General features: G+C 72.0%; 23 protein-coding genes. 14 read left to right on the forward strand and 9 right to left on the reverse strand.

Going from position 1 to position 20,989, the window contains the following annotated elements:
• Positions 1-26: 26 nt before the first annotated feature.
• From H9Y04_RS22250 to H9Y04_RS22275, 6 genes are read left to right on the forward strand one after another with little or no spacing between them, the layout of a single operon-like run.
• Positions 27-1,481, forward strand: coding sequence for an MFS transporter (locus tag H9Y04_RS22250; protein WP_187815748.1), 1,455 nt, complete (start codon positions 27-29; stop codon positions 1,479-1,481).
• 49 nt (positions 1,482-1,530) lie between these two features.
• Positions 1,531-2,175, forward strand: coding sequence for a nicotinamide riboside transporter PnuC (gene pnuC / locus H9Y04_RS22255; RefSeq protein WP_187815749.1), 645 nt, complete (start codon positions 1,531-1,533; stop codon positions 2,173-2,175).
• A complete protein-coding gene (locus tag H9Y04_RS22260) occupies positions 2,172-3,245 on the forward strand; it encodes an AAA family ATPase (RefSeq protein WP_308801067.1) in 1,074 nt (357 codons plus the stop codon). Before pnuC ends, H9Y04_RS22260 begins: the two co-directional genes overlap by 4 nt.
• Positions 3,242-4,012, forward strand: a complete 771-nt coding sequence (locus tag H9Y04_RS22265) for an NUDIX hydrolase (protein ID WP_187815750.1) — start codon at positions 3,242-3,244, stop codon at positions 4,010-4,012. The genes H9Y04_RS22260 and H9Y04_RS22265 overlap by 4 nt, the downstream gene beginning before the upstream one ends.
• Positions 4,009-5,022, forward strand: a complete 1,014-nt coding sequence (locus H9Y04_RS22270; protein WP_187815751.1) for an ADP-ribosylglycohydrolase family protein — start codon at positions 4,009-4,011, stop codon at positions 5,020-5,022. Before H9Y04_RS22265 ends, H9Y04_RS22270 begins: the two co-directional genes overlap by 4 nt.
• Positions 5,015-5,785 (forward strand): nucleotidyltransferase domain-containing protein, encoded by a 771-nt coding sequence (locus H9Y04_RS22275; protein WP_187815752.1) that lies wholly within the window; start codon positions 5,015-5,017, stop codon positions 5,783-5,785. The genes H9Y04_RS22270 and H9Y04_RS22275 overlap by 8 nt, the downstream gene beginning before the upstream one ends.
• A gap of 31 nt (positions 5,786-5,816) precedes the next feature.
• Here H9Y04_RS22275 and H9Y04_RS22280 read toward each other — a convergent pair whose 3' ends face one another.
• From H9Y04_RS22280 to H9Y04_RS22300, 5 genes are all read right to left on the reverse strand, one after another.
• A complete protein-coding gene (locus H9Y04_RS22280; RefSeq protein ID WP_187815753.1) occupies positions 5,817-6,404 on the reverse strand; it encodes a GNAT family N-acetyltransferase in 588 nt (195 codons plus the stop codon).
• 32 nt (positions 6,405-6,436) lie between these two features.
• Entirely contained in the window at positions 6,437-7,129 is a 693-nt protein-coding gene (locus tag H9Y04_RS22285) for a nucleotidyltransferase domain-containing protein (protein WP_187815754.1), read from the reverse strand.
• A gap of 9 nt (positions 7,130-7,138) precedes the next feature.
• On the reverse strand, positions 7,139-7,597 hold the full coding sequence (locus H9Y04_RS22290; RefSeq protein WP_187815755.1) for a Rieske (2Fe-2S) protein: 459 nt from the start codon (positions 7,595-7,597) through the stop codon (positions 7,139-7,141).
• Between the two features lie 76 nt (positions 7,598-7,673).
• Positions 7,674-8,264 carry a DUF6529 family protein gene (locus H9Y04_RS22295; protein ID WP_187815756.1) on the reverse strand — a complete coding sequence of 197 codons (591 nt, stop codon included), beginning with the start codon at positions 8,262-8,264 and terminating at the stop codon, positions 7,674-7,676.
• A gap of 56 nt (positions 8,265-8,320) precedes the next feature.
• Positions 8,321-8,992 (reverse strand): hypothetical protein, encoded by a 672-nt coding sequence (locus H9Y04_RS22300; protein ID WP_187815757.1) that lies wholly within the window; start codon positions 8,990-8,992, stop codon positions 8,321-8,323.
• A gap of 203 nt (positions 8,993-9,195) precedes the next feature.
• On the opposite strand from H9Y04_RS22300, the gene H9Y04_RS22305 reads away from it, so the two are divergent.
• The 6 genes from H9Y04_RS22305 to der all read left to right on the forward strand — a co-directional run bounded on the left by H9Y04_RS22305 (position 9,196) and on the right by der (position 14,366).
• Positions 9,196-9,618, forward strand: a complete 423-nt coding sequence (locus tag H9Y04_RS22305) for a YidB family protein (RefSeq protein ID WP_187815758.1) — start codon at positions 9,196-9,198, stop codon at positions 9,616-9,618.
• A gap of 172 nt (positions 9,619-9,790) precedes the next feature.
• Positions 9,791-10,153: a chorismate mutase gene (aroH, locus tag H9Y04_RS22310; protein ID WP_187815759.1), complete on the forward strand. Its 363-nt coding sequence runs from the start codon at positions 9,791-9,793 to the stop codon at positions 10,151-10,153.
• Entirely contained in the window at positions 10,150-11,235 is a 1,086-nt protein-coding gene (locus H9Y04_RS22315) for a prephenate dehydrogenase (protein WP_187815760.1), read from the forward strand. The genes aroH and H9Y04_RS22315 overlap by 4 nt, the downstream gene beginning before the upstream one ends.
• Before the next feature lie 212 nt (positions 11,236-11,447).
• Positions 11,448-12,122, forward strand: a complete 675-nt coding sequence (gene cmk / locus H9Y04_RS22320) for a (d)CMP kinase (protein ID WP_187815761.1) — start codon at positions 11,448-11,450, stop codon at positions 12,120-12,122.
• Positions 12,123-12,187: 65 nt separating this feature from the next.
• The gene (locus tag H9Y04_RS22325) at positions 12,188-12,775 is read left to right on the forward strand and encodes a lysophospholipid acyltransferase family protein (RefSeq protein WP_187816156.1); all 588 of its coding nucleotides are present in this window, start codon (positions 12,188-12,190) and stop codon (positions 12,773-12,775) included.
• Positions 12,776-12,884: 109 nt separating this feature from the next.
• Positions 12,885-14,366: a ribosome biogenesis GTPase Der gene (der, locus tag H9Y04_RS22330; RefSeq protein WP_187815762.1), complete on the forward strand. Its 1,482-nt coding sequence runs from the start codon at positions 12,885-12,887 to the stop codon at positions 14,364-14,366.
• A 108-nt stretch (positions 14,367-14,474) separates the two neighbouring features.
• On the opposite strand, the gene H9Y04_RS22335 is transcribed toward der, so the two are convergent.
• Together H9Y04_RS22335 and H9Y04_RS22340 are read right to left on the reverse strand one after the other, a co-directional pair.
• Positions 14,475-14,741, reverse strand: a complete 267-nt coding sequence (locus tag H9Y04_RS22335) for a hypothetical protein (protein WP_187815763.1) — start codon at positions 14,739-14,741, stop codon at positions 14,475-14,477.
• A 113-nt stretch (positions 14,742-14,854) separates the two neighbouring features.
• Positions 14,855-15,622 carry a DUF8842 C-terminal domain-containing protein gene (locus H9Y04_RS22340; protein WP_187815764.1) on the reverse strand — a complete coding sequence of 256 codons (768 nt, stop codon included), beginning with the start codon at positions 15,620-15,622 and terminating at the stop codon, positions 14,855-14,857.
• Between the two features lie 552 nt (positions 15,623-16,174).
• Between H9Y04_RS22340 and H9Y04_RS22345 the strand changes: the two genes are divergently transcribed.
• Together H9Y04_RS22345 and H9Y04_RS22350 are read left to right on the forward strand one after the other, a co-directional pair.
• The gene (locus H9Y04_RS22345; RefSeq protein ID WP_308801068.1) at positions 16,175-16,834 is read left to right on the forward strand and encodes a transglycosylase family protein; all 660 of its coding nucleotides are present in this window, start codon (positions 16,175-16,177) and stop codon (positions 16,832-16,834) included.
• Positions 16,835-16,935: 101 nt separating this feature from the next.
• Positions 16,936-17,541: a LysM peptidoglycan-binding domain-containing protein gene (locus H9Y04_RS22350; RefSeq protein ID WP_187815765.1), complete on the forward strand. Its 606-nt coding sequence runs from the start codon at positions 16,936-16,938 to the stop codon at positions 17,539-17,541.
• An 18-nt stretch (positions 17,542-17,559) separates the two neighbouring features.
• On the opposite strand, the gene H9Y04_RS22355 is transcribed toward H9Y04_RS22350, so the two are convergent.
• On the reverse strand, positions 17,560-18,231 hold the full coding sequence (locus tag H9Y04_RS22355) for an ABC transporter ATP-binding protein (protein ID WP_187815766.1): 672 nt from the start codon (positions 18,229-18,231) through the stop codon (positions 17,560-17,562).
• Positions 18,228-20,987 carry an ABC transporter permease subunit gene (locus H9Y04_RS22360; protein WP_187815767.1) on the reverse strand — a complete coding sequence of 920 codons (2,760 nt, stop codon included), beginning with the start codon at positions 20,985-20,987 and terminating at the stop codon, positions 18,228-18,230. The genes H9Y04_RS22355 and H9Y04_RS22360 overlap by 4 nt, the downstream gene beginning before the upstream one ends.
• Positions 20,988-20,989: the final 2 nt, after the last annotated feature.

The raw sequence follows: 20,989 nt of genomic DNA on the forward strand, positions 1-20,989 counted from the left end.
AGTACTCACGAAAGGTAGGGACGGCCATGGCCGTGACGACGAAGACTCCACCGCGCGATGTGCGCGCCTGGACGGTGGTGCTCGCGGGGATCGGCTCCCTGCTGTGCGCGCTCGATGTGGTGGTGGTCTCCACCGCGCTGCCGACGCTGCAGGCCGATCTGGGGGCGAACCTGTCGGATCTGGAGTGGACCATCAATGCGTACAACCTCGCCCTGGCCTGTCTGATCCTCACCGGGGCGGCACTCGGCGACCGGTTCGGGCGGCGGCGGATGTTCGCGGCCGGGATCGCCGTGTTCACGGCGGCGTCCGCGGCGGCCGCGCTGTCCGACGGGGTGGGGCAGCTGATCGTGGCGCGGGTGGTGCAGGGTGCGGGCGCCGCCGTGATCCTGCCGCTCACGCTGACGCTGATCACCGAGGCGTTCCCGGCCGAGAAACGGGGCGTGGCGATCGGTCTGTGGGGCGGGCTCGGCGGGCTCGGCGTGGCGTCCGGGCCGGTGCTCGGCGGGGCCGTCACCGAGGGGCTCTCCTGGGAGTGGATCTTCTGGATCAATGTGCCGCTCGGTGTGGTGATGATCCCGCTCGCCCTGCTCAAGCTGCGCGAGAGCCGTGGTCCGCGGCCCCAACTCGATCTGGTCGGACAGATGTTGGTGGCCTCGGGGCTGCTCGGTCTGACCTGGGCGCCGGCCCGGGCGCCCGTCGCGGGGTGGGGGAGTGCGGAGGTCCTGGGCGCGCTGGCCTGCGGTGTGGTGCTCCTGGCTGCCTTCCTGCGGTGGGAGGGGCGGGCGCGGTATCCGATGCTGCCGCTGCGCTATTTCCGCAACCGTGGCTTCTCCGCCGCGAACGGGGCGGTCTTCCTGCAGTTCGTCTCGCTGCTCGGCTCGCTGTTCGTGATCTCGCAGCTCTTCCAGCTGGGCCTCGGCAACTCCCCGCTCGACGCGGGCCTGCGCATCCTCGTGTGGACCGCGACCCCCCTGTTCGTCGCGCCCGTCGCGGGCGCGCTCGGCGACCGCTACGGCAACCGTCCGTTCATGATCGCCGGCATGGTGCTCCAGGCCGTCGGGCTCGGTCTGATGGCCGCGCTGACCGAGCCGGGGGTGGGGTACGGCACGCTCGTCGCGCCCCTGATCGTGGCAGGGGTCGGCATCTCCATGGTGTTCCCGACCGCGGCCAACGCCGTGACCTCCGCCGTGCCCGCGGCCGACGCGGGCGTCGCGGCCGCCGTGAACAACGCGCTGCGCGAACTCGGCGCGGTCTTCGGAGTCGCCATCGCGGCCCTGGTGTTCGCACGCAACGGGAGCTATGCGTCGCCGAGTTCCTTTTTCGACGGTGCGGTGCCCGCGCTCTGGGTGACGGCCGCGGTGGCCGCCGCGGGGGCGGGCGTGGCCGTGTTCGTGCCGGCGAAGCGGGAGGATGCGGACGCGGGTGCGCCGGCCGCGGACCCCGACCCGCAGCGACCTCGGGTCTCCGCAACCACCTTGTGATGACGCGCCCGCCTCCTTTATAGTCGCTCTGACCATAAAGGAGGCGGGCGTGAGTCTCGCAGAGCTGATCGAACCCTTGCAGCAGCCGCTGTTCACGCTGCTCGACACCCCGGTGAGCTGGACCGAGGTGCTCGGCTTCGGCAGCGGCGCGCTCTGCGTCTGGCTGGTCGCGCGCCAGCACATCGCCAACTGGCCGATCGGCATCGCGAACAACCTGTTCTTCATTCTCCTGTTCACGCAGGCGGGCCTGTACGCGGACGCCGGTCTGCAGGTGGTCTTCATCGCCCTTGCCGCGTACGGCTGGTGGACCTGGGCCCACGGGGGTGGTCCTGGCTCCTCCTCCCTGCCGGTGCGTCGTACGACCCGCACCGAATGGATATGGCTGGGCGCGGCAGGGGCGGTGGGCACCGTCGCGATCACGCTGCTGCTCGACCGCGCGACCGACTCGACGGTCCCGTTCTGGGACGCGCTGACCACGTCCCTGTCCCTGATGGCGACCTATGGGCAGTGCCGCAAGCGGCTCGAATCGTGGTGGCTGTGGATCGCGGCGGATGTGGTCTACATCCCGCTGTACGCGTACAAGGAGCTGTATCTGACCTCGCTCCTGTACGTCGGCTTCATGACGCTGTGCGTGCTCGGGCTGCGCAACTGGCGCCGTGAGGTCGTGGCCGGGGAGCGGGAGGTGCTGGTGTGAGCGGGCTGCACGGACACGGCCTGGTCCTCGGCAAGTTCTATCCGCCCCATGCCGGCCATCACCATCTCGTACGGACCGCCGCGGCGCGCTGCGAGCGGCTGACCGTGCTCGTGTGCGCGGCCTCGGTGGAGTCCGTATCCCTCGAGGACCGCGTCGCCTGGATGCGCGAGGTGCATCCGGACGTCACGGTGGTCGGAGCCGTCGACGACATCCCGGTGGATCTGCACGACCCCGAGGTGTGGGCCGCGCACATGGCGGTCTTCCGTGCGGCCGTGCCGGACGAGGTCGACGCGGTGTTCACCTCGGAGGCGTACGGGGACGAGCTGGCGCGGCGGTTCGGGGCGCGGCACGAGTGTGTCGACGTGTCGAGGTCCCGCTTTCCCGTCTCGGGGACGGCCGTGCGCAAGGATCCCGTGGGCAACTGGGAGTTCCTGGCCGGGCCCGTACGCGCCGCGCTGGCGCGCCGGGTCGTCGTGCTCGGGGCCGAGTCCACCGGGACGACCACGATGGCGCGGGCACTGACGGAGCACTACCGGGCGCGCGGTGGTGTCTGGGCCGGGACGCGCTGTGTGGACGAGTACGGACGGGACTTCAGTGAGCGGAAGCTGGCGGAGCTGTGGGCGGTGCGGCCAGGGGCGGAATGGGCCGAAGTCTCTTTCTCCTCGGCCGAGTTCCCCGTGATCGCGCGCGAGCAGCGGCGGCGCGAGGACGCGGCCGCCCGGCTCGGCTCGCCCGTGCTCTTCTGCGACACCGACGCCTTCGCGACGACGATCTGGCACGAGCGGTACATGGGCGGCCCCTACCCGGCCGCACCCGAGCCCGCAGGGCAGCACCTGTGGCTGCTCACCGACCACGAAGGGGTGGCCTTCGAGGACGACGGGCTGCGGGAGGGCGAGGAGCTGCGGCCCTGGATGACCGCACGCTTCCGTTCCGAACTCGTCCGTACCGGCCGGGACTTCCGTGTTCTGACCGGGGCACACGACGACCGCCTCGCCCGAGCCGTGGCCGCGGTGGACGAACTGCTCGGTGCCGGCTGGCACTTCACCGATCCGCTCCCGGAGAAGCGATGAACGCGACCGTGCCCGAAGGGGAGGCGACCGTGCCCGAGGGGTACGACCCTCATGCTTTTGCCCCGTTCGCCGTCACCGTCGACCTCGCCGTGTTCACCGTGCGGGACGGCGCGCTGCAGGTGCTGCTCGTCGAGCGCGGGCAGGAGCCGTACGCGGGGAGGTGGGCGCTGCCGGGCGGATTCGTCCTGCCCGTGGAGTCCGCGGAGAGCGCCGCGTGGCGTGAACTCGCCGAGGAGACAGGGATCTCGGACCTGTCCGGACTGCATCTGGAGCAGTTGCGCACCTACAGCGAACCCGATCGCGACCCCCGAATGCGCGTGGTGTCCGTGGCCTTCGCGGCGCTCGGGCCCGATCTGCCCGAGCCGCGGGGCGGCGGGGACGCGGCGCGGGCCGAGTGGCGGCCGTACGGGAGCTGCGGGGCGCTGGCCTTCGACCACGACATGATCCTCGCCGACGCGCACGACCGCATCGGCGCCAAGCTCGAATACAGCTGTCTGGCCACCTCCTTCCTGTCGGCGGAGTTCACGCTCGGCGAGCTGCAGCAGGTGTACGAGACCGTCTGGGGCACAGCGCTCGACCGGCCCAACTTCCGGCGCAAGGTCCTCGCGACCCCCGGCTTCGTGGAGCCGGTGCCCGGCGGCGCGCGGCTGACCGGCGGGCGCGGCAAACCCGCGGCGCTGTACCGGGCGGGGGACGCCACCGCCCTTCACCCACCTCTGCTGCGCCCCGCACTGCGCGGTGCCCGACCGGAAGGACGTACCTCATGAACCACCCTGTGAAGCAGGCCGCCACCGGATCGCTGATCGGGCTCGCGCTGGGGGATGCGCTGGGGTTTCCGACGGAGTTCAAGGACGTGCCGTCGATCCTCTCGGCGTACGGGCCATGGCGCTCGCTCGACCTGCCCGAGCCGGCGATCGTCACCGATGACACGCAGATGACCCTTGCCCTGGGGCGGGGGCTGCGAGCGGCGATGGGCCGGGGGGTGCTCGGGCCCAAGCGGATGGAGCACGCGGTACGGCCGGAGTTCGTGGAGTGGTACCACTCACCAGAGAACAACCGCGCGCCGGGCCGGACTTGTCTGGTGGCGTGCCGTCTGCTGGACAGCGAGCGGCCGTGGCAGCAGGCGAGCCAGATCGGCTCCAAGGGCTGTGGCGCGAACATGCGGGTGGCGCCGGTCGGGCTCGTGCCCGGGCTGAGCGAGGAACAGCGGGCGGGGGCCGCGCAGTTGCAGTCCGCGCTCACGCACGGGCATCCGACGGCGCTCGCGGCGTCCGATCTGACGGCGCGGGCCGTGTATCTCCTTGCGCAGGGCGCGGATCCGACGGCGCTGATCGGTCTGCTGCGGTCGTACGCCCTGGAGAACCGCTCCACGTATCACGCGCGGTGGCTCGGCGACTTGTGGACGTACAGCCAGGACCCGACGCCGGAGCACTTCATCGAGCGGGGCTGGGACGAGTGCCTGGCGATCCTGTCGCGGCTCGCGGAGGCGGTGGCCACGGCGAACGAGGAGACGGATCCGTGCCTGGCGACGGGGGAGGGCTGGATCGCCGAAGAGGCCTTCGCCACCGGGCTGTTGTGCTTCCTGCTCTTTCCGTCGGATCCGGTGACGGCGCTGCGGCGGGCGGCGGTGTCGTCGGGCGACTCGGACTCGCTGGCGTGCCTGGCGGGAGCGTTCGCCGGGGCGCACCTGGGGGCGTCCTGCTGGCCCGCCGAGTGGGCGGAACGGATCGAATACCGCAGCGAGCTGGTCGCGCTCGGGGCGCTGTGGGATGCGTGAGCTCGCCGCTGCCGGGGTGCCCCCGGTCGACCTCGCGCCCGTGATCGCGGAGCAGCCCGACCCGCTGCTCTTCGCCACCGTCTCCGGCGCCCACCTCTACGGATTCCCGTCACAGGACTCCGACGTCGATCTGCGCGGCGTCCATCTGCTGCCCACCGAGGCGCTGGTCGGGCTGCGCGAGCCGGAGGAGACGCGGTCGCGGATGTGGGTGCGGGACGGGGTCGAGATGGATCTCGTCACGCACGACCTGCGCAAGTTCGTACGGCTGATGCTGCGGCGCAACGGATACGTGCTGGAGCAGTTGCTGTCGCCCCTCGTGGTGCACACCGGCGCGGCGCACGCCGAACTCGCCGCCCTCGCGCCCGCGGTGCTGACCGGCAACCACGCCCACCACTACCGCGGGTTCGCGAACACGCAGACGCGGCTGTTCGAGAAGACGGGTGAGCTCAAGCCGCTGCTCTACGCGTTCCGTGTGCTGCTCACGGGGGTGCACCTCATGCGGTCGGGGCAGGTCGTCGCCGATCTGCCGACGCTGGTCGGCCTGGTGGACGCGCCCGCGTACCTGCCCGAGCTGATCGAGGCGAAGGCCTCCGCCGAGCACGGGGCCGCCGAGGTGGACCACGGGCGGGTGGTGGCCGATCTGGAGGCGTTGCACGCCGTGCTCGACGCGACGCAGGCGCACTCGTCGCTGCCGGCCGAGCCCGACCCGTCGGCGTACGACGCGCTGCACGATTTCGTCGTACGGGTGCGGCTGGGGCGCTGAGCCCCGGGAGGCAGGGCGGCGGCCACCGGGCTCAGACCTCCCGTACCCGCGCATGCAGATGCATGTCGTGGCGCCCGTCGTCGTGGACGGCAGCGCTGCGTTTGGTGCCCTCCGCGGCGTAGCCGGACTTGGTGGCGACGCGGCAGGAGGCGTGGTTGCGGGTCGAGTGGTCGAGGGCCAGGCGGTGGAACCCGGCGTACCGCAGGGCCCAGTCGGTCAGCGTCCGCACGGCGCCGGTCGCCACGCCCCTGCCGCGGGCGCCGGGCAGGACCCAGTACGCGACCTCGGCGGTGCCGTCGTCGAGGTCCCAGTCGCGCAGGGCGATCCGGCCGAGCACCTCGCCGTCCCCGCCCGCCACGGCCCAGTGCCCGCCGCGCTCGGCCGCCCAGTCCTCGCGGTAGGCGGCGAACCATGCCAGGACGTCGGCCTCGCAGGACGGGCGGCGGGTGTGCCAGCGGCGCATCTCCTCGTCCTGGTAGGCGGAGAGGAAGACCGGTGCGTCGGCCCCGCTCCAGGGGCGGAGCAACAAGCCGTCGGAGGAGCCGAGTTCGGGCTGAGGGCGGCCGCCGGCGAGCGAGCCGGAGGTGATGGTGGGCGGTGTCGACAAGGCGCGCGGCATGGCGGAAGGCCACCCGACGGCGGGGCCTCGCGTCAAGCGATCGCCGAGCGGTGGCGTACGCGGAAGAGGAAGTCCTCCACCGCCGCTGTGTCCGGATCTGCCGGCAGCGGCGACTTGGCGGCGGCCGCGGCGGCCTCGTCCGCGAGCGTGTTCATGCGGCGTTCCACCTCGGCCCAGGACACCTCGCCCCGCTTCACCGCGAGCAGGTCGTCGCGGGCCGGACCCACGTCGATGACCAGCTCGCCCGTGCGCAGCAGATCGCGGCAGGACATCAGGAGCCGGAGCAGGTGCATCGCGTGCTTCCAGCGCGGGGCGCCGTGCGTACGGACGTCCGCGTCCAGCTTCTTGCGCTGGCCGAGCGCATAGCGGGCGAAGGTGTCGTGGGCGCGCAGGGAGAGGAACGCGCCGCGCAGGGCGATCAGTTCGCGGCCCGTGTCGTTGATGCGCTCGACGAGCGGGGAGTGCAGGCACTCCAGGATGTTGGGGTTGGCGCGCAGGGCCAGTTCGCAGAAGCGCTCCAGCTCCCACGAGAACTGCTCCGGCTCGGGACCCTCGATGTGCGTCGGGGGCTTGGCGAACCGCCAGAACAGCGGGGTCGGGGCGAGGAAGACACCCCTGCGGTCGGTGTCGCTGGTCTCCGTGGCCAGGCCGAAGGCGCGTGAGCCCATCACGCAGGAGTAGACGGTGTGGTCGCGGATCAGGGCCACCTGGTCTTCGGGAAGCATGGCGCGAGGTTACGCCAGGCTGATCGAGTCCCCCTCCACATTTATCTTCCGCGCCGCCAGCGGACGCGGGGCCGGTCCGCCCTGTACGGACGCGTCGTCCAGGGCGTACTTGCTGCCGTGGCAGGCGCAGTTGATGGTGCCGTCCTCGACGTTGGCCACCGTGCAGCCCGAGTGGGTGCACACCGCCGAGAAGGCCTTGAAGTCGCCGGCGGCGGGCTGGGTCACCACGACCTTCTCGGCCTCGAAGACCTTGCCGCCGCCCACCTCGATCTCCGAGGTCTTCGCCAACTCCGCACCGCCGCCCGGCTTTTCCTCCCCGCCCGGCGACTCCTGGCCGCTCGGCTGCCCGTCGTCGGTCCCGGCCGGCGGCTCCGGCTCCGGCTGCTCGTTCCCGTACTCCTGGCAGCCCGCCACGACCGGGATCGCGAGCGCACCCGCGGCGAGGACCGTGCGTCGCCGAGTCGTCATGTCGTCTCCCCGATCCCGGACGCCAGGTCATTTCCGCTCTCGTACGTCGTCACGTCGTTGCTGCTCTCGTACGTCGTCACGTCGTCACCCCGAACGTGCGGAAGAACCACAGAGCGGAGGTCACCCACACCACCGCGAGGCCGGCGAACACCGCACCGCCGACCAGGGGGAGCAGCCAGCCCGGCAGGCGTTCGTGGCGCAGGAGCAGCATCTTGGCCGTGAACGCTCCGAAGAAGAAGCAGCCGAGCAGCGAGTGCCACATGACCCGGGTGTCGAAGGTCTGATAGCCGAGCGCGTACAGGCAGTGCACCGCCACCGGGACCGCGAGCAGGAAGGCGATACGGCCCGACCAGCGGTGCAGCCCCGGCATCCAGGGCGCGGAGCGGACGCCCGGCAGCCGCCCGTACATCGCGAGCGCGGTCACGAACTGGACCACGGCGAAGGCGAACGCCCCGGTTCCCAGCCAGGACTTGACCGCCCCCGTACTGGAGAACCCCGCCAGGTTGAAGGAGGTGCCGGCCGGATCATGGGCCTTGCCGTACACCCCGAGGCCCACCGCGACCAGCCCGGCCGCGAAGACGGGCACCAGATAGCGCGCCGGGTGCGGGCTGCCGTGGGCCGGAGGTGAGGGGAAGCCCTGTGTGACGGCGTTGGGGTCGACGCTCATGCCGTGTTCCCGCCTCTCGGAACGCGCGGATGTCGGAAGGAAGGCCGGGGAGGAGGTCAGGGAGTGACCGGTCGTGCGGTGAGGTCCTCGCCCGTCACCGAGCCCGAGGCCGGGTCGATCTCCGGGGCCGGTTCGCGGGTGCCGTCGCGTGTGAGGATGCCGACCTGGTCGCCGTTCGGCAGCACGATCCAGCCGCCGTCAAGGCGGGCGCCCCGTACGGTCTGTGTCGCCCGGTACAGGCCCGAGGGCTTCTTCGCCCGGTCGGCGGTGAAGGCGAAGGTCTTCTTGTCGACCTTTGCCGTGCCGGTCAGTTTGTCGCCTTCCGGAGCGGCTTCGAGCGTTGCGCCGTTCTTGCCGGTCAGCTTCATCGAACCGTCCCCGGCGACATCGCCCTTCAGCCAGGACTCACGGTTGCGCCCGTCGCAGAAGTACGCGACGGCCTTGCCGTCCCGTACGGTCACCGCGATCGCCGAGGAGTCGTCGTCGGTACGGCCCGCGTAGTCGGCGTCGGGAGCCTGGGTTTTCGTCGGCGTCGGCGTGGGCGTCGGCGCCTCGCTCGTGGGCGGGGCGCTGGGCCGCGGGCTCGGGCTCGCGGTCGGGTTCGGCGTCGGCGGGGCCTGGTCGCCGGCCGGTGTGGTCTTCTCGCCCGTCGTCGCATTGAGCGTCAGCAGGAGCAGCGCGAGCAGCAGCCCGCCGAGAAGGGTGAAGAGGGGTCCTGAGCGCTTCATACGAGCCTCCCCCGAGGCGCAAAAAGCTGAGCCCACCCATGCAAGCGGACCCGGTACGCCACCGTCCAGAGGGGTGCACGGTCCGGTTTGCGAAAAGTGGCAGGAGTGCGGGGATCGGGTGACATTTGACCTGTCAACGCTAGGTGGGGGCTTCGTGCGGTACGCGCGGCGGAGCCCGGCCACACCTCTGGAAAGGCGAGACCATGGCGGGTAACAGCGGACCGGACCTCGGCAGCCTCCTCGGCGGCCTGCTCGGCGGCGGACAGGGCGGCTCGGCGGGCGGCGGGGGCAATATCCTCGCGCAGCTGCTGCAGGCCTTCATGAGCGGTGGATCCGGCGGCAACAACCCGCTGTCGGGCCTGCTCGAAGGCCTCAACAAGGCCGGCCTCACCGAGCAGACCGGCTCCTGGGTCGGCACCGGCGAAAACCAGCCCGTGACCGGAGCCCAGGTCCAGGAGGCGCTGCCGACGGACACTCTGCACGAGGTCGCCGAGAAGCACGGCATCACCGAGGAGCAGGCCGCGAACGAGATCGCCGCCCAGCTGCCCCAGGTCGTCGACAAGCTGACGCCGTCCGGCCAGCTGCCCACGTCGCTCGACGAGCTGATGAAGCAGCAGAACCTCTGAGCAGCGGATCCCCGAGGCCCCGACCGGCCGACCACTTCTCCTCCCGCGCGGCGCCCGTCTCGGCAGACGGGCGCCGCGCGCTGTGTGCGCCCGCGCTGACTACGCTGTTCGGAGCACATCAGGAGCCGGCCTGCGGATCACGAGCAGGCGCACGCGGACAAGGAGCAGCACGGTGGCGGTACGAGCGGTCCGGGGCGCGGTCCAACTCGAGCGGGACGAGGCCGGGCACATGGACGAGCAGGTCGGCGCGCTGCTGACCGAGGTGCTCAACCGCAACGGGCTGTCCGCGGACGACCTGATCAGCGTCTGGTTCACGGCGACGCCCGATCTGCACAGCGACTTCCCGGCCGCCGCCGCCCGCAAGCTCGGCATCACCGACGTCCCCCTGATCTGCGCCCAGGAGCTGGACATCGCCGGCGCCATGCCCCGTGTCGTACGGGTCCTCGCGCACATCGAGTCCGACAAGCCGCGCTCCGAGATCGCCCATGTCTACCTCGGCGCCGCCGCCGCTCTGCGCAAGGACATCGCCCAGTGAGAACCGCCCTCGTCATCGGCACCGGCCTGATCGGCACCTCGGCCGCTCTCACGCTGCAGAGCCGCGGAGTCACCGTCCACCTCGCCGACCACGACCCCGAGCAGGCCCGGATGGCCGCGGCCCTCGGCGCAGGCACCGACGAGCCGCCGATCGGCACCGTCGACCTCGCGATCGTGGCCGTACCGCCGGCGCATGTGGCCGCCACCCTGGCCGACGCCATGCGGCGCGGCCTTGCCCGTGCGTACCTCGACGTCGCCAGCGTGAAGGCCGGGCCACGGCGCGAGCTGGAGGAGCTGGGGCTCGACCTCTCCACGTACATCGGTACGCATCCGATGTCGGGCAAGGAGCGCTCGGGACCGCTCGCGGCCACCGCGGACCTCTTCGAGGGCCGGCCCTGGGTGCTCACGCCGACCCGTGAGACGGACACCGAGGTCCTGAACCTCGCCCTGGAACTGGTCGCGCTGTGCCGCGCCGTCCCCGTCGTCATGGACGCCGACGCCCACGACCGCGCCGTGGCGCTCGTCTCCCATATGCCGCACCTGGTGTCCAGCATGGTCGCCGCCCGCCTGGAGAACGCCGAGGAAGCGGCCGTACGCCTCTGCGGCCAGGGCATCCGCGATGTCACGCGGATCGCCGCGTCCGATCCGCGGATGTGGATCGACATCCTGTCCGCGAACCCGGGCCCGGTCGCCGATCTGCTCGCGGACGTCGCGGCCGACCTCGACGAGACGGTGAGCGCCCTGCGGGCGCTGCAGTCCTCCGACGAGGCCAAGCGGCGGGACGGCGCCACGGGCATCGAGACGGTGCTGCGCCGCGGCAACGCGGGCCAGGTGCGCGTGCCCGGCAAGCACGGCTCGGCCCCCACCGCGTACGAGACGGTCGCGGTGCTGATCTCCGACCAGCCGGGCCAGCTCGCGCGGATCTTCGCGGACGCCGGGATGGCTGGCGTGAACATCGAGGACGTCCGCATCGAGCACGCCACGGGCCAGCAGGCCGGTGTCGTCCAGCTCTTCGTCGACCCGAAGGTGGCGCCGGCCCTGGCGGGGGCGCTGCGGGAGCGGGGCTGGGCGCTGCGGCAGTAGGCGTCCCGCCGCCTGTGGGCAGTCGTGCCGCAGGGCGGCACGGGTGGGCACGGGCACGCCGCGCGGCAGCGCACCGGCGGTGAGCACGACGGTGCACAGGCGGGGTGGGGAAGGGCCGGGAAATCGGGCCTTCCGGAGCCAGTAACCTTGTGGGCGGCGTTCTCACGCCGCACCGCAGACCCCAGCCGCTCGACGAAAGGCCCTCCAGCCCCGTGGACACCGCAGTGATCGTTGCCATCGACGGACCCTCCGGCACGGGCAAGTCGAGCACCTCGAAGGCCGTCGCCGCCCAGCTCGGCCTCAGCTACCTGGACACGGGCGCCCAGTACCGGGCGATCACCTGGTGGATGGTGCACAACGGCATCGACATCACGGACCCGGCCGCCATCGCCGCCGCCGCGGGCAAGCCGGAGATCGTCTCGGGCACCGACCCGTCGGCCCCGACCATCACGGTCGACGGCACGGACGTGGCCGGACCGATCCGTACGCAGGAAGTGACCTCCAAGGTCAGCGCGGTCAGCGCGGTCCCCGAGGTGCGCGCCCGGATCACCGAGCTGCAGCGCTCCATCGCCGCGGGCGCCGAGAAGGGCATCGTCGTCGAGGGCCGTGACATCGGCACGACCGTGCTTCCGGACGCCGACCTGAAGATCTTCCTGACCGCCTCGCCCGAGGCCCGCGCGGCCCGCCGCAGCGGTGAGCTCAAGGGCGCGGACGTCAACGCCACCCGCGAGGCCCTGCTCAAGCGGGACGCGGCCGACTCCGGCCGCAAGACCTCCCCGCTCGCCAAGGCGGACGACGCCGTCGAGGTCGACACCAGCGACCTCACGCTCCAGCAGGTCATCGAGTGTGTCGTCACCCTGGTCGAGGAGAAGCGGGCCGCGAAGTGACGAAGACGACCGCCGCCGCCTCCGAGAAGGGTGCGGAGGTCGGCCGCAGGATCGGCGTAGGGCTGATGTACGGCCTGTGGAAGCCGCGCGTCCTGGGTGCCTGGAAGGTGCCCGCCAGCGGCCCCGTGATCTTCGCCGTGAACCATGCGCACAACGTCGACGGGCCCATGGTCATGGGCACGGCGCCGCGGCCCACGCACTTCCTGATCAAGAAGGAGGCGTTCGTCGGGCCACTCGACCCGTTCCTCACCGGGATCGGCCAGGTCAAGGTGGACCGCTCGAGCGCCGACCGGACCGCGATCACCCGGGCCCTTGACGTCCTGGCCGCGGGCGGCGTCCTCGGGATCTTCCCCGAGGGCACCCGGGGCGAGGGCGACTTCGCCTCCCTGCGGGCCGGGCTCGCGTATTTCGCGGTCCGTTCCGGTGCGCCCATCGTTCCGGTGGCCGTACTGGGAAGCACCGACCGTCCCGGACGGTTGATAAAGGGGCTGCCGGCGCTCAGAAGCCGTATCGACGTGGTCTTCGGCGACCCGTTCGACGCGGGCGACGGCAGCGGACGGCGGACCCGCAAGGCCCTGGACGAGGCGACCCTGCGGATCCAGGGCCGGCTGACCGGCCACCTGGAAAACGCCAGGCGCCTCACGGGGCGCTGAGTAAGACTTGAAGCACTGCGTTGTGCCCGGTACCGGGTGTGACCGCGGTGAGTAGTGGCCCGCGCGCCTGCGTGGTCCATCGATGACGGATGACAGAGGTACGGACTTCATGAACGACCAGATCCCCGCAGAGGGCGCGCACGAGCACGAGCACGACCACGGCGCGCTCGGCGAAGCGGAGTACGCGGAGTTCATGGAGCTCGCCGCGGAAGAGGGCTTCGACCTCGAAGAGGTCGAGGGCGCGATCGAGGAGGCCGGGCACGGCCCCCTGCCCGTGGTCGCCGTCGTCGGCCGCCCGAATGTCGGCAAGTCGACCCTGGTGAACCGCATCATCGGCCGCCGCGAGGCCGTCGTCGAGGACAAGCCGGGCGTCACGCGCGACCGTGTCACCTACGAGGCCGAGTGGGCCGGCCGTCGCTTCAAGGTCGTCGACACCGGCGGCTGGGAGCAGGACGTCCTCGGCATCGACGCCTCCGTCGCCGCCCAATCCGAGTACGCCATCGAGGCCGCCGACGCCGTGATCTTCGTGGTGGACGCCACCGTCGGCGTCACCGACACCGACGCGGCCGTCGTGAAGCTGCTCCGCAAGGCCAAGAAGCCCGTCGTCCTGTGCGCCAACAAGGTCGACGGCCCGAGCGGCGAGGCCGACGCCCTCGCGCTGTGGTCCCTCGGCATCGGCGAGCCGCACCCGGTCTCCTCGCTGCACGGCCGCGGTACGGGCGACATGCTCGACGCCGTCCTCGAGGCGCTGCCGGACGCGCCGCAGCAGCTCTTCGGCGGCCCGGGCGTCGGCGGACCCCGCCGTATCGCCCTGATCGGCCGTCCGAACGTCGGCAAGTCCTCGCTCCTGAACAAGGTCGCGAAGGAAGACCGCGTCGTGGTCAACGAGCTGGCCGGCACCACCCGCGACCCGGTCGACGAGCTGATCAATCTTGGCGGCGTCACCTGGAAGTTCATCGACACGGCCGGTATCCGCAAGAAGGTCCACCTGCAGTCCGGCGCCGACTACTACGCCTCGCTGCGTACGGCCGCCGCGGTCGAGAAGGCCGAGGTCGCGGTCATCCTGATCGACGCCGCGGACTCGATCAGCGTCCAGGACCAGCGCATCGTCACGATGGCCGTGGAAGCCGGACGCGCGATCGTGATGGCGTACAACAAGTGGGACACCCTCGACGAGGAGCGCCGCTACTACCTCGAGCGCGAGATCGAGACCGAGCTCGGCCAGGTGGCCTGGGCGCCGCGTGTGAACGTCTCGGCGCGCACCGGCCGCCACATGGAGAAGCTGGTCCCGGCGATCGAGACGGCGCTCGCGGGCTGGGAGACGCGCGTGCCGACCGGCCGGCTGAACTCCTTCCTCGGCGAGCTCGTCGCCGCCCACCCGCACCCCGTGCGCGGCGGCAAGCAGCCCCGCATCCTCTTCGGCACGCAGGCCGGCACGAAGCCGCCGCGGTTCGTGCTCTTCGCCTCCGGCTTCATCGAGGCGGGCTACCGCCGCTTCATCGAGCGCCGGCTGCGCGAGGAGTTCGGCTTCGAGGGCACGCCGGTCCACATCTCGGTGCGCGTACGCGAGAAGCGCAGCAAGAAGAAGTAGCGGCCGCACCTTCGGTCGTACGAAGGCCCACCCGGTGTCTGCCGGGTGGGCCTTCGTACGTCGTATGCAGGGGGTGCGCGGGGCGCACCGAGCCGTACGGGAAGCGGCTCAGCGCTCCCGCCGCGGACCCGGTGGCAGCGCTGCCGGGAAGCCGCCCGGGCGCTGCGGCAGGTGCTGCCAGGTCGGCGGCGGTGGTTCGTGGTGGGGGTGGCGCCCCAAGGGATGCTGCATATGGCCGAAGGGGGTGAAGCCCAGGTCCTCTTCGCCGCTGTGATCTCCCGGAAGCGCCTTGAACGACCGGCGCCACTCCGCGTAGAGCTCGTCGTAGATGGGAGTCGCGGAGGGGCTCGGTGGAGCCTCTCCGGAGGGTCGCATACCGGGGATGGGATGGCGGGAGGGGTCGTAAGGCTGCACGTAGGTGCCAACGACCCCACGGCGGTTGGGATGCGGGACGGGCCCCACCGACCTTGTTCCGGCCGCCGCCGGGATCACGTACCGGCCAGCGGCATGCACGCCGTGACGAGCTGGCCGTTGGCCGCGGCCTTGTCCAGGGCGTCCCGCAGCAGGTCCTCGCGGGGCTGGCGGCCGATCGAGCCCACGGGGGCGGCGAACACCAGGACCTTGTTGGTCTTGTTGGCCGCGGCACGCCAGCCGTCGGTGACATGGAGCGGCTGATGCGCCTGCCACCACGCCACCTGGCCGCCGGTCTCGCCGGGCTGCAGGACCGCGTGCAGCTGGCCCATGGCGAGCAGCACCGACCAGCCGTTCAGGAGCGACGGCACGTCCTTGACCTGGCTGACCGGCATGAAGCCCTGCTCGATCAGGAGCGGCAGGAAGTCGTCGCCGCCGCCGGTGGCGCCGGGGCGGGCGATCGGGCCGGTCGGCTCGACGACCAGCGCGGGGTGCAGATCGCCTTCCAGGAGGACGAGTCCGCTGGTCACGCCGAGCACGGCCTGCTCGGGCTCCTCGGCGGCCGGCTCGCCGCCGGTGATCGACTGGACGGCGCCCTGGAGCTGCTCCTCGGGCACCTGGACGACCTGCGAGGGCAGGCAGGTGGCGTGGGCGAAGGCCAGGACGGCGGTCTCCTCGCCTACGAACAGCACGGTGCTGGTGCGCTCCTGCTGGCTGTCGCCCGGGGTGCGGCAGGACGTGCAGTCATAGCTGCCCGGGGAGGTGTCGCCGGTGAGCAGACGGTCGGCCTCATCGTCGCCGATCTCGGCGCGTACGTCGTCGCTGACGTCGAGCATGCGCTGCACAGGTGCTCCTCGGAAGTCGGTGCGTCGCGGTGCCGGGAGGTTCCCGGCACGGGGGACCGGTCGTTCCGGACCCCCGAAAAGCCCGAAGGCTCATGAAGAGCACAACGGGGGAACCGTGGCGCAAGTCACGCAGTCGAGCGAACGGAATCGCACCATCCTCAGCACACGGTGAACCCGTCGCCGGAACCGCTCACTCCGCGTCAACTGCTGCTGCATACAAGGAAGTTGAGTCGGTGAGGTGAGTCACAGATCACGAGGGATGATGGTGGATAAATGCTGAAATCCCTGGTTCTAGTGGGTGGCTTGAAATCGCCGCTACCTGCGGTAATGGCCAACTGGCCTGGAATGACAAGGATTTGGTTGATATAGGGGCGAGTGGGGCCCTAGATTCCAGCGCCGTGTGCAACGAGCACCGCTCGGGTACGTCCATCGGCCGCACCAAGCCAGCTCTTGCAGCAACTCGCCGGCGGACGGGACGCGACGGCGCACGGCGTCGGATACGCCGGGGCCGTGGCGTCCAGGGGGAGCCCGGGTCCTGTGAGAGGGATCTCTGTGTTAGCTAAGTACGCCATCTCGGCGCGTTCCAAGCGCAGTCGTACGACGGCAGTACTCGCCGGGGCCGCTCTGGCCGCCCCGCTCGGGCTGTTCGCGGCAAGCGGTCACGCCGCGGCCGCCGACAGCGGAGTGTGGGACCGCATCGCCAAGTGCGAGAGCGGCGGCAACTGGCATATCAACACCGGCAACGGCTATTACGGCGGGCTCCAGTTCTCCGCCTCCACCTGGCGCGCCTACGGCGGGGGCGCCTACGCCTCCACGGCCGACAAAGCGACAAAGGCGCAGCAGATAGCCATCGCCACCAAGGTGCAGAAGGGGCAGGGCTGGGGCGCATGGCCCACCTGCTCGAAGCGGGCCGGTGCCTACGGCAGTGCGCCGGCGGTGAACGCGCCGGCCAAGTCCGCGCCCAAGAAGGCCTCACCCAAGAAGGCCGCGCCGAAGAAGGCCGAGCCCAAGAAGTCCCCGTCGTCCGAGCGCGCGAAGAGCCATACGGCGCGGGGCGGTTCACGGGACTACACCGTCAGGAGCGGTGACACCCTGAGCACCATCGCCGCCGCGCACGGCACGTCGTGGAAGAAGATCTTCACGGCCAACAAAGCGGTGATCGGGAGTGATCCGAATCTGATCCTGCCGGGACAGAAGCTGGACCTTCCCTGACAGGAGCGGGCAGCCCCGTCCGGTCGTCCGACCGGGTGGGGCTGCCCGGTACCGGGGCGCGGCACTCCCTTTCGCCGCCGCGTCGCTGCTTAGCGTGACGCATGCCGAAGACCCGTCTGTGGACCCTGGGCCTGCTGGCCCTCCTGCTCCCGCTGCTGCCGACCGGCGCGCACGCCCTGCCCGGCCCCGGCGGCGATCCCGCACCGCCCGCGTCGGGCCCCGACACCTCCCAGTACCGCTCGTACATCATCGAAGTGCCGTACGACTGCGCGGCGAAGAAGGGGCCCTGGAACTGCCTGGCCGAATGCGAGAGCAGCGGCCGCTGGAGCGCGAACACCGGCAACAAGTACTACGGCGGACTGCAGTTCTGGCAGCCGACCTGGGAGGAGCACGGCGGGCTCAAGTACGCGCCGCGCGCCGATCTGGCCACCCGCGAGGAGCAGATCAAGGTGGCCGAGGAGGTGCTGCGCAAGCAGGGCTGGGGCGCCTGGCCCGTGTGCTCGCAGCGCTACCGGCTCGACGGCCGGATCCACACGGTGAAGTCCGGCGAGACCCTGTCCTCGATCGCCCGCCGCTATGGGATCAAGGGCGGCTGGTACGCGCTGTACCAGGCCAACCGGTACATGATCGGGCGTTATCCGGACCGTCTGAACACGGGCACGGTGCTGGTGATCCCGGACGGCAAGGGGATGCGGCGCGTGCTCTGAGCGGTGCCACGCGGCCGCTCAGATGTGCTGGGCGGCCGCCCACTCCGCGGCCTCGCCGCTGAACACCACCGCACCGCGCCGCAGTTCGTGGACGAGGACGGTGCGGCCGGCCGGGGCGCGCAGAGCCGGCGGCAGGCGCTGTTCCGCCGTGACGACGGTGGTCTCCAGGCTCGCGAGCAGCTCGTACGTACGGGCCGTGACCGCCGGGGACATGCCCTGGGCGGGTTCGTCGAGCAGCAGGACGCGCGGGCGGGAGAGCAGGGCTCCGGCGACGGCGAGCATGCGCTGCTCGCCGCCCGAGAGGGTCGCGGCGCGGCGCCCGAGGAGGGGCTTCAGCTCCGGGTACGCGTCGAAGGCGGGGGATAACTCGCCCTGAGGGGCCGCCAGTTCGAGGTTCGCCTCGACGCTCATCGAGGCGAACACGGCCTGGCGGTCGGGCACGAAACGGATGCCGCGCGCGGCGCGCTCGTGTGCAGGGACGCGGGTGATGTCCCGGCCGCGCCACAGCACCCGGCCCTCGCTCGGGCGCACGGTGCCGGCCAGGGCCCGCAGGGCCGTCGTACGCCCCGAGCCGTTGCGTCCCAGGAGCACGGTCACGCCCGGATGTGCGGCGACCAGGTCGACGCCGTGCAGGGCTTCCAGGGGGCCGTAGCGCACGCGGGCCCGGCGGAGCTCGATCTCGGTGCTCATACGTCTCCTCCGCCGGCGTGCGCCGCCGTGTCGAGCACGCGCTCGGGCGGACCGGACGCGATGATGCGGCCCGCGCTCAACACGTGGACGGTGTCCGCGAGATGGGCCACGAGGTCGAGGTCGTGCTCGACGACGAGCAGGGCCGTTCCTTCGGCGGCGAGGGCGCGCAGGACACGGGAGAGGGCGGCCACCTCGGCCGTGTCCAGGCCCGCGGCCGGTTCGTCGAGGAGCAGCACGTGGGGTGCGCCGGCGAGCGCACGGCCCAGCTCCACGCGGCGCAGTGTGCCGGTCGGCAGATCGGCGGCGGGGTGGTGGCGCACGGGTCCGTCGAGGCCGAGCAGGCGCAAGGTGCGGTCGACGGCGGTCAGGTCGCGTACGCGGCCCTGCTCGGCGCCGACGCGCAGGTTCTCCTCGACGGTGAGGGAGGGGAAGACGGCGAGCTGCTGGAAGGTGCGGGCGATCCCGAGCCGCGTCCGGGCGTGCGCCGCGAGCCGCGTGATGTCTCGCCCGGCGAACTCGACGCGCCCCGCGTCCGGCCGCACGGTCCCGGCGAGACAGTGGAACAGCGTGCTCTTGCCGGCCCCGTTCGGCCCGACCACGGCGGTGATCCGCCCGGGCACGATCTCGATTCCGACCCCGTCGAGCGCGGTGAAGTCGTCGTACGTGACGGTGAGTCCGTGGGCGGTGAGGGGGCCGGCGGGCGTGTCTGTGGCCTTGGCCGAGCGGGTGGGCCGCACCGGTTCGGGGGCGCCACCTTGTGGCCCGGCCCCTGAGACCGAGGTCTCCGCCCTTTGGCCCCCGGAGGTCGTCCTTGACGCCCGGGGAGCGGGAGTTGGGTCCTGGCCCTCCGGGCCTGTGCCGGGTGCGTTCCCCGTCTCCTGGTGGATGGCGTGCCGAGGCCGTGCCGCGAAGCGGGCGCGGATCGCCTCGCCCCGCGCGGTCAGACGCACCTCACGTCGCGGTCCGCGGACGTGCGCCGCCACCGCCCGTACCGCTTCGTAAGGCCCCCCGGGGAATCGGCCGATCAGGACGGCGAGGACGCCGATCACGGCCGCGGCCACGCCGCCCCGCGTGCCCGCGTCCAGGCCGACCAGGAGCGCCGCCGCGCCCAGCGCGCCGATCAGGGAGTCCGCGCCGAGGACCACCACCGCCGCGAACCACAGGAGGCCGCGTACGGGGTCGAAGGCCGCCGGGTCGAAGGCGCGCAGGCCCATGCCGAGCATGCCGCCGCCCAGCGCGGCGAGCGCGGCGCCCGCGACGAACGCGCCCACCTTGAGGTGCGGAACCCGTACCCCTGAAGCGGACGCCCCGGCCTGGTGGTCGCGCAGGGCGGCGAGCGCGCGCCCGGTGCGGCCGCGGCGCAGCAGCGAGACGCTCACCAACGCGCCCGCAAGCAGGGCGAGTTCGAGGACGTAGTAGGCGCGGTCGCCGCCGAAGCCCGCGGGCCGCCCGATCCCCAGACCGGACGTGGCGTACGGCTGGTCGAAGACGAAGCGGCTCACGCCCATGCCCACCGCGAGCGTGGCGAGCGCGAGGGCGAGCCCGTGCCGGCTGATCGCGGGCCAGCCGGTCAGCAGGCCGAGGGGAGCCACGAGGAGCACGGCAACTCCCAAGGCCGCCAAGGGCGGAAGCTCCGGAAGCCCGGGGAAGCGGCCGGCCGCGAGCAGCGCCGTGAACAGCGCGCCCAGACCCGCGTATGCCGCCTGTCCGAGCGAGATCTGGCCGCCGCGCCCCGTGACGACCACCAGCGACAGGAGCACCACGGCAAGCGCCGGCACCTGGATCGCCGTATGGAGGTCGGAGCCCGCGAAGCCGAGCGGCAGCAGGAAGAGGACCCCCGCCACCACCCAGACACCGGCAGGCGTACGGATACGGGCCGTCGCCGTACGGGGCAGCGCATCGCGCCCGCCGATCCCCGGCAGCACGAGCGCGGACACCAGGAGCGCCACCACGAACAGGTTCGCGCCTACCGCCTGCAACAGCGGCTCGGCCCAGCCCGAAGGATGCAGCCGGGTCAACTGGGCCTGGACCACACCGAGTCCGAGCGCCACCGCCACCGCGATCGGCAGGCTGTGCATGCCCGCACCCACCGCGACCGCGATCACCTGCAGGACGAGGAGCGTGAGGCCGTACGGATCGAGCCGTACCTGCGAGGCGAGCAGCACCCCGGTCAGTCCCGCGGTGAACGAGCCGAAGGCCCAGCCCACCGACGCCACCCGGTCCGCGTCGATCCCGCCGAGCACGGCAAGCGGGCGGTTGTCGACGACCGCGCGCAGCTCACCGCCGAAGCGCGTCCAGCGCGTCACCGCCCAGACGCCGGCCGCGAGCGCCAGGACGATCGCGAGCTGCCCCCACGGTTCGTCGCCGAGCACCTGCGGTGCGTCCGCGTGCGCGCCCTGCCCCCAGACGAGCGCCGCCCCGCCGACCAGCAGCACGAACACCCCGATCGATGCGACCAGGGTCTGCACCGGATCGCTGCCGAGCACCGCGAGCGGCCGGAACACCGCACGTTCCAGAAGCAGTCCGATGCCGGGCGCCACCACGAGCAGGGTCACGCCCGCGCCCAGCCACAGCGGCCAGCCCCACTCCACGGTGAACTGCCGCAGCAGATACGCGCACACCATCGCGACCGCACCGTGCGCCAGGTTGAGCACGCCGGTCGCCCGGTACGTGACGATCAGGCCGATGCCGGTCAGGGCCGCCGCGCTGCCCACGGCCAGACCGGCCAGGGTGAGGTCCCACGTCAGCGAGTTCACCG

Origin of the sequence: Streptomyces polyasparticus (assembly GCF_014493765.1) — a bacterium.
In the GTDB taxonomy this organism is placed as follows: Bacteria; Actinomycetota; Actinomycetes; order Streptomycetales; family Streptomycetaceae; genus Streptomyces; species Streptomyces polyasparticus.